Origin of the sequence: Sphingomonas sp. PAMC26645 (assembly GCF_004795835.1) — a bacterium.
Lineage (GTDB): Bacteria > Pseudomonadota > Alphaproteobacteria > Sphingomonadales > Sphingomonadaceae > Sphingomonas.
On sequence record NZ_CP039249.1, the window covers coordinates 287,715 to 300,779 of the forward strand.

Sequence of the window (13,065 nt, forward strand, 5' to 3'; positions counted from 1 at the left end):
TCTTGCGCGTGGGAGGGTGAGGGGCGTGAGGCTCAGGGCATATATCCCAACCACCCCTCACCCTTCCGTCGCCAAGAGGCTCCTCCTTCCCTCTCCCCGGAGGGGCGAGGGACAGGCTACGCCCGTCGCGCCGCCAGTTCCGCCTTCCACTTCCGCGCGCGCCACCACATGATCACTCCGGTCACCGCCAGTACCGCGGGCAATATCCCGCCCAGGAAGATGATCACCTGCCACAGCGCACCCATGTCGGTGCCATCGTGGATCCGCCGCATCCACCGCGCCACGCCGCCCTGAGGCCGCGCCGGCGCCGCGGTCGCGCCGCCGGTGTCGTCCGCCACCTTCACCCCGATCGGCGCGCCGCCGCCCTGAAACGTCACCGTCCAGTCCGCGCTGAGGTCGGTCGGCCAGGTGATGCTCCGCAACGGCGCATTATCGACGATACCGCGCGCCTTGCCGATCGCCACCGCGAGAGGCTGCGCGGGCGACGCCAGCGGTTTCGCGCGCATCATCGCGCCGCGATCGGGACCGCCTCTCGGCCGCGACGTCTCGCCGATGAGCTTTCCGAAGACCTGCGGGAACGAGATCCACGCGCCGGTCAGCGACAGCACGAACAACGGCAGCGCGATCCAGAAGCCGAACAGGTGATGCAGGTTGGTCTCGACGTCGCGGTGTCGCCGGAACCGGAACCCGCGCGTCCACTTCCCGACCGTCGGCCACCACAGCCACAGCCCGGTAAAGCACGACACCATCATCGCCACGCCGATCCAGCCGACGATCGAACGCCCGACGCCGGGCAGTTGGAGGCTTCCGTGAAGGACATGCAGGAACCGCACGAGCCCGCCGTTCGACGGCGACACCTCGAGTACGCGGGCGGTCGGCGGATCGAGATAGACCATCGTCCGCTGCGGCGGACCGGGCCGGGTCGGCGCGCTGGCCGAACTGGCCGCGACAACCACCGGACCGCCGTCGTCGGGCATCGTCAGCGTCGCGATCCGCTCGCCATGCTTCAACGCAGCGCGCGCCGCCGCGACATAGCTGTCGGGCCCGATCACGGTCCTCCCCGAGACCGCATAGCGCGCCGGATCGACGATCCGGTCGAGTGCGTCATGCCACACCAGCGCCGCGCCGCTGAGCGACAGCGGGATGATCAGGATCGCCAGCACCAGCCCGATCCACTTGTGGACCTGGAACCACGCGCGCCGCATCGCCAGCTTGCTCATTGCATTCCCCCGTGTTCGGAGCGTGGCATGGGGGGCCGGTTCAAGTCCACAACCCTTCCACATAGGCAACATGCTCCCCTCTCTGGAAGGGAGGGGTTAGGGGTGGGTAGGCCGGCTTTGGTCGCGGCGTCTGGATATGCGGAAGCCGACCCACCCCCTGCCCCTCCCTTTCAGGAAGGGGAGCAGAAGTCAGGCGTCCGCCCAGCGGCGCAGCAGGTTATGATACACACCCGTCAGCCGCACCGTCGCCGGATCGCCCTGCCCCTGCGCCGCCGCGACCGCCTGGACGCCCTGGTCGAGATCGAACAGGATCCGCCGCGCACCGTCATCGCGCACCATCGACTGCAGCCAGAAGAACGACGCGGTGCGTACCCCGCGCGTGACTGGCGTCACCCGGTGCAGGCTGGAGGCGGGGTAGAGGACCATATGCCCGGCCGGCAGCTTGACCGATTGCGGCCCGAACTGGTCCTCGATCACCAGCTCGCCGCCATCGTACGTCGCCGGGTCGTCTAGGAAGAGCGTTGCGGACAGGTCGCTGCGGATGCGGAAGTCGGTGCCGCGCTTCATCCGGATCGCGTTGTCGACGTGCAGCCCAAAATCCTGTCCGCCGGCGTAGCGGTTGAACAAGGGAGGGAATACTTTCAGCGGGAGCGCCGCCGCCACGAACAGCGCAGACCCGCCGAGCGCGTCGAGGACCATCCCGCCAGCCTCGCGCGCGGCGGCAGAGTCCTCGGGCAGTTGTTCGTTGCGCTTGGCGAGCGCGCTTTGTGGCCCCGACGTGGCGTTGCCGTCGATCCACTCGGCGTGGTCGATCAGCGTGCGGACACGGGCGACGCCAGCCGCATCGAGGACATCGGGGATCGCGATCAACATGGCCTCACCCTAGAATGCGGCGGCAATACCGGCAAACTGCCCGCATCGCCGCCAAGCCTCACAAACTGTAGAACAGCGTCAACCGCACCGAGCGCGCTTCGCCCGGCGTCGCCCAGCCATTGTTGCGGATGCCGGTGTAATATTTCTCGTTGGTGTAGTTCTGCACGTTGAGCTGTGCGGTCAGGCCGTTGCCGACGGTGTAGGACAGGAACGCGCGATGCGTCAGGTAATCCGCCGAATGGAAGACCGGCGTCACTGCGGTCGTCGGCGCGAGCGGGGTGGCCAGCGCGCTGTTGTTGAGCGCGAACGCCCCCTGATAGGTCAGGCCGTAGCCGAGCTGGAGACCGAACGGCAGCGTGTAGGTAGTGAACAGGCTGCCCGAATGCTTCGGCGTGTTGGTGAGCTGCTGGTCCTTCTGCGGATCGAGCACCGCTGCGGAGTTGCCGCACGGATTGGTGATCGTCGTCGTGATCGTCGTCGGAGTGGTGACCGTCGTGCTTCGCGTACCCGGATTGTCGAGACAGAAGTTCGACACGCTCTGCAACACCTTGCCATCGAGATAGGTGTAGTTGGCGAAGATCGACCAGGCCCTCGACACGCTGCCGCTGGCACCCAGCGCGATGCCGTCGACGCGCGACCGGCCATCGGTGACGCCAAGCGTCGTCACGATCGGGTCGTTGGTGGCGACGCGGTAGTTGGTGCGTTCGTTGCGGAACAGTGCGGCAGTCAGCTGCAACTTGCGCCCGAACAGGTCGGCCTTCGCGCCGATCTCGTAGTTGACCGCCTTTTCAGGCTGCACGTCGCACGGATCGACCGTACCCGCCCCCGCGCCGCCGATAGCTGGCGTCCCGATCAGCGTCCCGCAACCGAGCCGCACCGTCGCCGAGGTTGGCGTGGTGGAATTGCCGTAGGACGCATACAGGCTGACCGTCTCGATCGGCTTGAAATTGATGCCGCCGCGGTACGAGAACAGCGTTTCGTCGCTCGTCTGGTTCAGGCCGCGGGTATAGGTGCCGAGAGTCGCGGGGATCGTTACCGCCGTCGAAAAAGTATCCGCACGGAAGGTCCCCTTGGCGTGTTCGTAGCGCAGGCCAAAATTCGCCTCGATCTGCGGAATGATCTTGATCGTATCGAACGCGTACACGGCGGCGTTGCTGGTCGTACCCTGCGACCGGCCCGATTCGATGAAGTTGAACGCCCCGGTATAGTCGGTGTTCGGATTGGCGAGATTGATCGGCTGCTGGGCGACCGTCGTACCGTCCGCGGTACGCAGCGTGTTGCCCGTGACGATCGTGTAATCTTCTTGCGAGACCGACGCGCCGAGCACCAGCGTATGCTCAAGCCCAGCGGTATCAAACACCGAGCGGAGATCGGTCTGGTTATAGAGGATCTGGTTTTCCTGGTTCCGCACGAAACCGCGCGGGCCGCTTGGGATGTAGGATCCAAGCTGCTGCGCGGGCGTGCAGGCTAGCGGTGTCGTTGACACGTTGGACGTAGCGATCGGCTGAAACCCGGTCGAAAGGCAGAACCCGTTCGGGTTCGGGGCCTGCGGTGCACTGGTCAACGAGTCCTGCTGAACGCGCTGCCACCGGCTGAGGTTGCGGATCGAGACCTTGTCGGAGAAGCTGTGGCTGACCGTGGCGGTGGCCTGGTCGACGGTGATGTCCTGCTTGTCGAGGTTCCGGATGCCGTAATAGGCCGAGTTGTCGGCGCCCGGCAGCGGTCCATTGTTCACCGCATTGCGGAAGTACGGCACGCCGTAGACGGGGACGTTCTCGTCCTCCTGATGCAGATATTGCAGCGTCAGGCTAGTCGGGCCGGTGACGCCGACGATCAGTGACGGGGCGACGGCCCAACGCTTGTTGCTCTCCACATCGCGACCGGGAATGTCGTTCTTGTGCGCGACTGCGTTGAGACGGACCGCGACGAGGTCGCTGACGCGGACGTTCGAGTCGAGCGTGGTGCGATAATAATCGTCGGTGCCGACGCCGCCGGACACGACCGTCAGCGTCTCCGCCTGCGGACGCTTGGTGACGAGGTTGATCGTGCCGCCGACCGATCCACCACCGCCGAACACGCTGTTCGCGCCGTTATAGACCTCGACCTGTTGCAGGTTGAACGTCTCGCTGCGGCTGTACTGCGCGCTGTCGCGGACGCCGTCGATCGTGATGTCGTTGTTGGCGGAATAGCCACGCAGGTTGATGCTGTCGCCGTATCCGCCGCCGCCTTCGCCCGCACCAAAGGTGATGCCGGGGATCGTCTGCAGCACGTCGCGCAAGGTGAGCAGGTTCTGCTTGCGGATCGTCTGGTCGCCGATGATCGTGACCGTCTGCGTCGTGTCGAGCAGGCTGCGCGTTGCCTTCGGGCTCTCCAGCGTGGTCGCGGGGACGGTCTTGCCGTTGACGACGATTTCGTCGCGGTTGAGCTGTTTTTCCTGGTCGTCGGCCGCGTGGACCTTTGCCGATTCAGCTGGGCGATCGGCGGCGTAGGCTGGTGCGCTGGCAATGAACCCTACGCACGAGAGCGCCAGAAATGCGGGCGCGGCGGACGAACGCGACGAGAGACCAGACATGCGAAACCCCTTATTGTTGCGGGTTCGCTATTGAGAGTCGTTTTCACTGTCAACGCTATTGCGACTAATTCTCATGGGGCGTTTGAGAACAGCCATGATCTCAAGGCGCTAGCGAGATTGGGGGGATTTTCGGCTAAGATGCGTATCGCGTCGATCTCTGCGACCAGCGCAGACAAGGGCAAGGCAAGACGCACCGCAGCGGCCTCCAGCGCTTGCCAGAAGATGGGTTCGAGACTGATGGACGTCTGGTGGCCTGCAATCGTGATCGAGCGCTTGACGGGTCCGTGGAACCCGCCCGCGGGCGCCGTAATGCCACCGCCCGCGGTCACCCGCGGATCATTCGGTATCGAACAGCGAGGCCAACTGCTCGATGATCGTGCCACCAAGCTGCTCGACGTCCATGATCGTCACGGCGCGCGCGTAATAGCGGGTGACGTCGTGGCCGATGCCGATCGCGACGAGTTCGACCGGCGACTTGCTCTCGATCCAGCCGATCACTTGGCGCAAATGGCGCTCCAGATACGAACCGGAGTTCACGCTGAGCGTCGAATCGTCGACCGGCGCGCCATCGCTGATCACCATCAGGATGCGACGTTCCTCGGGCCGCGCGACGAGGCGTGCATGCGCCCACATCAGCGCTTCGCCGTCAATATTCTCCTTCAGCAACCCCTCGCGCATCATCAGGCCGAGCGAGTTGCGCGCGCGGCGCCACGGCTCGTCCGCGCGCTTGTAGACGATGTGGCGGATGTCGTTGAGCCGCCCCGGCTGCGGCGGACGCCCAGCGGCGAGCCAGGTTTCGCGCGACTGCCCGCCCTTCCACGCGCGCGTGGTAAAGCCGAGGATCTCGGTCTTCACGCCGCAGCGCTCCAGCGTGCGCGCGAGGATGTCCGCGCTGATCGCCGCGATCGAGATCGGGCGGCCGCGCATCGATCCGGAATTGTCGATCAGCAACGTCACAACCGTGTCCCGGAAATCGGTCTCGCGCTCGGCCTTGTAGCTCAGCGACAGAGTCGGGTTGACGATCACGCGCGCCAGCCGCGCCGCGTCGAGGATACCCTCCTCCTGGTCGAAATCCCACGACCGCGACTGCTGCGCCATCAGCCGCCGCTGGAGCCGATTGGCAAGCTTCGACACGGTTGATTGCAAGTGCACGAGTTGCTGGTCGAGATAGCCGCGCAGCCGCGCCAGTTCGTCGGCGTCGCATAGCTCGGTGGCGGCGATCACCTCATCGAACTGCGTCGTCCAAGGCTTGTAGTCGAACGCGCCGCCCATATCGGCAAAGGGGCGGTTCGGGCGGACCGGCTGCATGCCTTCCTCGCCATCGTCACCGGGCTCGCCGTCGATGTCGTCCATCGACTCGTCGCTCTGCTCCTGGCCGTCGCTTTCCTCATTCTGCTGCTCGGACTGTTCGCCGCGCGCCTCGACTTCGCCCTGGCCGTCCTCGCCTTGGTCGTCGCCTTCGTCGCCCTCGTCCTGCTGCTGCTCGTCGGTGCCCTCGTCCTCGGAGCCGCCTTCGTCGCTCTCCTCGGGGACTTGGTCGCCCTCGACCAGCTCGAGTTCCTGCAGCATTTTACGCGCAAGACCCTGGAACGCCTTCTGGTCGTCAAGCGCATAGGCGAGCGCGTCGAGATCGGTCTTGCTCTCGATCCACTCACGCACCAGCGCGAGACCGGGTGCGGCGATCGCGGGCGATTCCTGCCCGGTCAGCCGCTCGCGCACCATCAGGCCGAGCGCGGTCGACAGCGGCACTTCGTCGCGATTGCGCGCGCGCGTAATGGGATCCGCCCGCAGCCGCACGTCGAGCGCGCTTTCTAGGTTCTCGGTGATGCCGGCATAACCACGCGAGCCGAGTGCCTCGACTCGTGCAGTCTCGACGGAGTCAAACACTGCGCGCGCCACCGCGTCGACCGGCGCCGCACGATTATGCAGCGCGATGTCGTGGTGCTTCAACCGCAGTGCGAAACCGTCGGCAAAACCCCGCGCTTCGGCCACCTGCTCCAACGGCAGAGCCCGCGCGGGCATAGGCACCTTGATGTGCTTGCCCGACTGCGTCGGTGCGTCCGCGGTGAAGGCGAGTTCGACCTCCGGCTCCTCCGAGATCGCACGCGCGGTGCCGGCAAGAACCGCCTTGAAGCGATCGAGAGGGGTTTCGTTGGCCAAAGGTTTAGGCCTTGCCCACCACGCTCTCGGGGAGATCCTTGCCGAACACGCGCTGGTAATATTCGGCAACCAGCGGCCGCTCCGCCTCGTCGCACTTGTTGAGGAACGACAGGCGGAACGCGAAGCCGACGTCGCCGAAGATCAGCGCGTTCTGTGCCCAGGTGATCACCGTACGCGGGCTCATCACGGTCGAAATGTCGCCGTTGACGAAGCCCTTGCGCGTCATGTCGGCGACGCGGACCATGTTCTCGACGGTCTTCTTGCCCTCGGGCTTGTCGTATTCGCCCGACTTGGCGAGCACGATCTGCGCCTCGACCTTGGCCGGCAGATAGTTGAGCGTCACGACGATGTTCCAGCGGTCCATCTGGCCCTGGTTGATTTGCTGCGTGCCGTGATACAGCCCGCTCGTATCGCCCAAGCCCACCGTGTTGGCGGTCGCGAACAGGCGGAACCACGGGTTCGGGCGGATCACGCGGTTCTGGTCGAGCAGCGTCAGCTTGCCCTCGGTTTCCAGCACGCGCTGGATCACGAACATCACGTCCGGGCGGCCCGCGTCGTACTCGTCGAACACGAGCGCGGTCGGCGTCTGCAACGCCCAGGGCAGCAGGCCCTCGCGGAACTCGGTGATCTGCTGGCCGTCCTTCAGCACGATCGCGTCGCGGCCGATCAGGTCGATACGGCTGATGTGCGCGTCGAGATTGATTCGGATGCACGGCCATTTAAGGCGCGCCGCGACCTGCTCGATATGCGTCGACTTGCCGGTGCCGTGATAGCCCTGGACCATAACGCGACGGTTATGCGCGAAGCCGGCAAGGACCGCGAGCGTGGTGTCGGCATCGAAGACGTACGCCGGATCGAGATCGGGCACGCGCTCATCGGCTTCGGAGAAGGCCGGCACTTCCATGTCGGAATCGATCCCGAACATCTCGCGCACCTTCACCATGCGGTCGGGGGCGTCGAGGATCGTGGTCTCGCGGCTATCTGGCTGGGTATTCGGGATATCGGTCATGTTGGCCTCGTGTTCCCGGTAGCTCTAGGCCAAGCGCGGGCAGTTACTCAACCGCCGCTGTACGATTGGTCGGGCGATTGACCGGAAGAGTTAGACGAACCGCTCGCCAGCCGTGCGGTTCCGGATGGCGCGCCGTGAAATATCGATCAGAGTAAGTATGGATCACATTCCCGATCCTTCAGGCAAACGCGGTCGCGCCCTTCAGGTGCTGGTAGGCCGCGATCACCTTCTGCAACTCGGCTTCATGCGCGCGGTCGCCGCCGTTGCGATCGGGGTGATAGCGGCGGACCAACTCGCTGTAGCGTTTACGGAGTGCGGTGCGGTCAGTGTCCGTTCCTAGTCCGAGCACGCGCAACGAGCGCCGTTCGCCGTCGGACAACACGCGGCCATCCTTGCGCGCCGCCGCCATCCGCTCGCCGAAGCGTGCACCGATCGCATCGATCGGGTCGGCGAAGTCCGCCCATTTCGGCGGGGTGTCGCCGCCGCCATGCGCAAACGCGCGCGTTTCGCGTTCCCAGCCCGCCAACGGGCGCTGCGCGTAGTGAATCTCGTCCGCGGTCATGCCGTCGAAGAAATTATACCCCGAATTGAACGCGCGGACATGCTCGAGGCAGAACCAGCGGAACTGCGGCGGTCCGCCTTCGCTCGGTCCTTCGAGCGGGGGCGCACGAAATTCGCCGGGCTCCTCGCAGTCGCGCCACATGCAGACGCGACCCGTCCCTTCCACGCGGCCGTGAAACCGTGGGCTGGGGCGTTCTTTCCGCTCTTTTCGATCGTCGTCCGCCACCGGCTCCCCGCGCTTCCAAAACGGGCTATATAGGGAGCATGACAGACCTCGCCACCGGCTCCGTACAGGACCAGATCACCGCCCGCCTCACCGCGACACTCGCCCCGACGCAGCTGACCGTCGTCAACGAGAGCGGGCTTCACGCCGGCCATATGGGCGACGACGGTACCGGTGAAACGCATTTTCGCGTCGAGGTAGAAACCCCGCAGTTCGAAGGCCTTAATCGCGTCGCCCGCCAGCGGCTCGTGAACCAGGCGCTCGCCGAACTGTTGAGCACGAAGATTCACGCGCTCGCCATCAAGGCCCGCGCGCCTGGGGAAATCTGATGGCGTACAAGCTCTGGTACTGGCCCTCGCTGCAAGGCCGCGGCGAGTTCGTCCGGCTCGCGCTCGAAGGTGCCGAGATCGCGTATGAGGATTGCGCGCGTGGCGTAGGCGAAGAGGGTTTGCTCGCCGATCTGAACGACCGTACCGGACGGCCGCCGCTCGCGCCGCCGTATCTGGAGCTCGACGGCCTGGTGATCGCGCAGGTCGCCAACATCCTGATGTATCTAGGCGAGCGTCACGGCCTCGCGCCGTCGAACATGGCGGACCGGCTGTGGCTTAACCAGCTCCAGCTGACGATCGCCGACCTCGTCGCGGAGGTCCACAACGTCCATCATCCGGTCGCGATGATGGACTATTACGACGACCAGAAACCCGAGGCCGCGCGTGCCGCCAAGCAGTTTCGCGAGGCGCGGATGCCGAAGTATCTCGGCCATTTCGAGGATGCAGCGCAGGCGAATGCGGGCGACTGGCTGATCGATCACAAATGGAGCTACGCCGATACGTCGCTGTTTCAGGTGATCGAGGGGCTGCGGTACATGTTCCCGAAGCGGATGAAGACGCTCGAACCCGACTATCCGAATTTGGTCCGGATTCGCGATCAGGTCGCCGAACTGCCCAGCATCAAGGCCTATCTGAAAAGCGACCGCCGCCTCGCCTTCAACACCGACGGCATCTTCCGTGCCTATCCGGAACTGGATGCCGAATGAGGCTTGGCAGTGTTCTAACACTCAGCACCTCGCCAACCAACACCTCCCCGGCGAAGGCCGGGGTCCAGTTGGGGGTCAGGGGTAACGACGGGCTGCCCGCCACCATATCGGCCTTTCCAACTGGGCCCCGGCCTTCGCCGGGGTGGTGCACCGGGCTATGAGGACCCCACGCCCAGCAGCGCGCATCCTCCTTGTCGACGGCCAGGATCGCGTATTGATGTTCCGCTTCACGCCGACCGACCTCCCGCCACTCTGGTGCACTCCCGGCGGCGCAGTCGATCCCGGCGAGAGCTACGCCGCCGCAGCACGCCGCGAACTCTGGGAAGAAGTCGGCCTCGACATCGACTGCGGCCCCGAAGTCGCGCGCCGCGTCGTCGACTTCCGGACCTTCGAAGGTGTGGAGGTCACCGCCGACGAACGCTATTTCCGGATCGACGTCGACAGCTGCGACGTGAAGGCGGGCAATCTCACCGAACAGGAGAAGCAACTGCTCGTCGGTCACCGCTGGTTTTCCCGAAACGACATCGCGGGCTTCCACGAAACGCTCTATCCAGCAGACCTGGTCGAACTGCTCGACGCCACGGAACCTGCCAAGGGATAACGCCATGCTCGATGATTTCGTCCTCCAGACCATCCTGCCGTCGACGCACGATCTCGGCGGGTTCAAAGTCCATCGCACGCTGCCGAACAAGGAACGGACGATGGTCGGGCCGTTCCTGTTCTTCGACCAGATGGGCCCGGCTCATCTCGATGTCGGCCAAGGCATCGACGTGCGGCCGCATCCGCACATCAACCTGTCGACCGTCACATACTTGTTCGACGGCGCGATCGACCACCGCGATTCGCTCGGCACGCAGGCGCGAATCGAGCCCGGCGCGGTCAATCTGATGACCGCGGGCCACGGCATCGTCCATTCCGAGCGCTCGCCCGGCGACGAGCGCGCCGAAGGGCCGAACCTGTCGGGTATCCAGACCTGGTTGGCGATGCCCGAGGCGGTCGAGGAGATCGACCCGGCGTTCGAGCACGCCACCAAGGCACAGCTGCCGACGATCGAGGCGCACGGCGCACGCTCGCGAATCATCATGGGGAGTCTGTGGGGCCAGACCGCGCCGACGACGACCTATTCGGGGACGATCTACGCCGACATCGCGCTCGATCCGGGCGCGAGCGTGCCGATCGACGCCGCGGCCGAAGAGCGCGCGATCTACCTCGCGATGGGCGAGGCGACGCTGGAAGGCGTGAAGCTGGAGCCGCAGGTGCTGTACGTGCTGCGGCCCGGTATCTCGGCGACGCTGCGATCCGCGCATGGTGGTCGCGCGATGCTATGCGGCGGCGATGCGTTCACGACACCGCGCCACGTCTGGTGGAATTTCGTTAGCTCGAGCCGTGACCGGATCGAGCAGGCGAAACGCGATTGGAACGCGGGCAACTTCCCCAAAGTACCCGGCGACGAAAAGGAATGGATCGAAATCCCCGCGATCCCGAAAACGGTAAGCTATCCATGACTCCTCCCCTCCCGCCTGCGGGAGGGGGTAGGGGTGGGCACGCGCTATCGCCGCCCGCTCCGTTTGAAACTGGCCGCGAGCCCACCCCCGGCCCCTCCCGCGCACGGGAGGGGAGAACGCACCTTCTGCTCCCCTCCCGCTTGCGGGAGGGGTCGGGGGAGGGCATGACCAGCAGGCAGCGCGACGGGTAGGCCCTCCCCTAACCCCTCCCGCCAGCGGGAGGGGAACGATGACACTACAACGCATCCCATTATCCACCGGCGTAGAACTCGACATCGCGATCAGCGGCGACCCCGCGTCCCCGCCAATCATCCTGCTCCACGGCTTCCCCGAATCGCACCGCACGTGGCGCGACATCGCCCCGGACCTCGCCCGCGACCATTACGTGATCGCCCCCGACCAACGCGGCTTCGCGCGCTCCTCCAAACCCGAAGGCGTCGACAGCTACACCCCAGACAAGATCGTCGCCGACCTGATCGCGCTCGCCAATCACCTCAAGATCGACCGCTTCACGCTGGTCGGCCACGACTGGGGCGGCGCGGTCGCTTGGATGGCGGCGCTGCGCCACCCCGAGCGCATCGCGAAGCTCGTCATTATCAACGCGCCGCACCCGCTCGTCTTCCAGCGCACCATGTTCGACGACCTCGAACAGCGCGCCGCCAGCCAGTATATCCGCGCCTTCCGCAACCCCGATCTCGAAAAGCACATCGAGTCGATCGGGCTCGAAACCTTCTTCGACACCAGTTTCTCGAAACACGCCGATCTTGCCGCTATGGCCGAGGACAAGGCCGCCTATCTCGACGAATGGGGCCAGCCCGGCGCGATTACCGGCATGCTCAACTGGTACCGCGCCAGCGCGATCGTCGTGCCCGAAATAGACGAGACCCCGCCCCGCCCCGCCTTCCTCGATGCACCGTTTCCGCCGACCGCGATGCCAGTGCTGGTGATCTGGGGCATGCAGGACAGCGCGCTGCTGCCGAGCCAGCTCGACCTTGCCGAGTATGTGCCCGACCTCACGATCGAGAAGATCGACGCGGGGCATTTCGTGCCGTGGCAAAAGCCCGATGCGGTGATCGCGGCGATGCGCCGTTGGGGTGTCTGACACGACCATCGCTCAGCGAAGTACGTACCCTTTGGCTAGGACACCCCCCTGGCGAAGGCCGGGGCCCGATCGGGGGACGGCCGTAACTCTGGGCAGCGCTACATTACTGCAACCTCTCCAATTGGACCCCGGCCTTCGCCGGGGGGGGGCGTATCCCGCTGCATATTTCCGCATGTAATCCCGAACCGTCCACCTGTCTGAATCCTGACCAGCGCATTCGGCGATCGTTCAGCGCGGCGGGAGCAAAAGCCTGTCCATGCCGTTGATCCGGCGTCGAAACAGGAGAGCAGTCATGCGTAAGATGATCCTTGCGGCCGTAGCCGCCGCCACCCTCGTCCCCACCTTCGCGACCGCGCAGAGCTATGGCGAAGTCCGTCGCGACCAGCGCGAAATCCGCGAGAGCCGTCGCGACCTCGATCGTGCACGCCGCTACGGCGACCGCGGCGATGTCCGCGAAGCCCGCCAGGAGCTGCGCGAAGACCGCCGCGAGGCGCGCGAGGATTGGCGCGATTATCGGCGCACGCATGGCAACCTCTATCGTCGTCCGGCCTATGCCGGCCCGCGCGGCTATCGCTATCGCCCTGTCAGCGTCGGATACCGGTTCGCGCCGGAATATTATGGCCGCAACTACTGGGTGAACGACTACCAGACCTACCGCCTGTCGCGCCCGGCCTACGGCTATCAGCGCTGGGTCCGCTACGGCCGCGACGTCGTCCTGGTCGACACGCGCTCCGGCCGCGTCGTGCAGGTCAACAACGGCTTCTTCTACTAAGACCTTCTACCAAGTTTGGGCGGCCCGGGAGC

13 protein-coding genes are annotated in these 13,065 nt (G+C 65.5%); 6 read left to right on the top strand and 7 right to left on the bottom strand.

All coding sequences use genetic code 11. From position 1 onward, the window contains the following. Window positions 1-116: 116 nt before the first annotated feature. From E5673_RS01505 to E5673_RS01535, 7 genes are all read right to left on the bottom strand, one after another. A complete protein-coding gene (locus E5673_RS01505; protein ID WP_136188676.1) occupies window positions 117-1,220 on the bottom strand; it encodes a PepSY-associated TM helix domain-containing protein in 1,104 nt (367 codons plus the stop codon). Between the two features lie 189 nt (window positions 1,221-1,409). Continuing rightward, on the bottom strand, window positions 1,410-2,093 hold the full coding sequence (locus E5673_RS01510) for a Fe2+-dependent dioxygenase (RefSeq protein WP_136188677.1): 684 nt from the start codon (window positions 2,091-2,093) through the stop codon (window positions 1,410-1,412). A gap of 58 nt (window positions 2,094-2,151) precedes the next feature. Then, window positions 2,152-4,665 (bottom strand): TonB-dependent receptor, encoded by a 2,514-nt coding sequence (locus E5673_RS01515; protein WP_136188678.1) that lies wholly within the window; start codon window positions 4,663-4,665, stop codon window positions 2,152-2,154. A gap of 71 nt (window positions 4,666-4,736) precedes the next feature. Then, complete coding sequence (locus E5673_RS01520; protein WP_210731789.1) at window positions 4,737-4,994, bottom strand: ribbon-helix-helix domain-containing protein; 258 nt, start codon at window positions 4,992-4,994, stop codon at window positions 4,737-4,739. 7 nt (window positions 4,995-5,001) lie between these two features. Next, window positions 5,002-6,825, bottom strand: a complete 1,824-nt coding sequence (cobT, locus tag E5673_RS01525; protein WP_136188679.1) for a cobaltochelatase subunit CobT — start codon at window positions 6,823-6,825, stop codon at window positions 5,002-5,004. Between the two features lie 4 nt (window positions 6,826-6,829). Beyond that, a complete protein-coding gene (gene cobS / locus E5673_RS01530; protein ID WP_056052421.1) occupies window positions 6,830-7,834 on the bottom strand; it encodes a cobaltochelatase subunit CobS in 1,005 nt (334 codons plus the stop codon). A 178-nt stretch (window positions 7,835-8,012) separates the two neighbouring features. Beyond that, window positions 8,013-8,537: a J domain-containing protein gene (locus E5673_RS01535; protein WP_136188680.1), complete on the bottom strand. Its 525-nt coding sequence runs from the start codon at window positions 8,535-8,537 to the stop codon at window positions 8,013-8,015. 122 nt (window positions 8,538-8,659) lie between these two features. On the opposite strand from E5673_RS01535, the gene E5673_RS01540 reads away from it, so the two are divergent. From E5673_RS01540 to E5673_RS01565, 6 genes are all read left to right on the top strand, one after another. After that, on the top strand, window positions 8,660-8,947 hold the full coding sequence (locus E5673_RS01540) for a BolA family protein (protein WP_093398431.1): 288 nt from the start codon (window positions 8,660-8,662) through the stop codon (window positions 8,945-8,947). Then, a complete protein-coding gene (locus tag E5673_RS01545) occupies window positions 8,947-9,654 on the top strand; it encodes a glutathione S-transferase (protein ID WP_136188681.1) in 708 nt (235 codons plus the stop codon). Before E5673_RS01540 ends, E5673_RS01545 begins: the two co-directional genes overlap by 1 nt. 157 nt (window positions 9,655-9,811) lie before the next feature. Continuing rightward, entirely contained in the window at window positions 9,812-10,255 is a 444-nt protein-coding gene (locus E5673_RS01550; RefSeq protein ID WP_136188682.1) for an NUDIX domain-containing protein, read from the top strand. 4 nt (window positions 10,256-10,259) lie between these two features. Next, the gene (locus E5673_RS01555) at window positions 10,260-11,159 is read left to right on the top strand and encodes a pirin family protein (RefSeq protein WP_136188683.1); all 900 of its coding nucleotides are present in this window, start codon (window positions 10,260-10,262) and stop codon (window positions 11,157-11,159) included. Window positions 11,160-11,388: 229 nt separating this feature from the next. After that, the gene (locus tag E5673_RS01560) at window positions 11,389-12,261 is read left to right on the top strand and encodes an alpha/beta hydrolase (protein WP_136188684.1); all 873 of its coding nucleotides are present in this window, start codon (window positions 11,389-11,391) and stop codon (window positions 12,259-12,261) included. Window positions 12,262-12,553: 292 nt separating this feature from the next. Then, window positions 12,554-13,033, top strand: coding sequence for an RcnB family protein (locus E5673_RS01565; RefSeq protein WP_107955433.1), 480 nt, complete (start codon window positions 12,554-12,556; stop codon window positions 13,031-13,033). Window positions 13,034-13,065 lie beyond the last annotated feature (32 nt).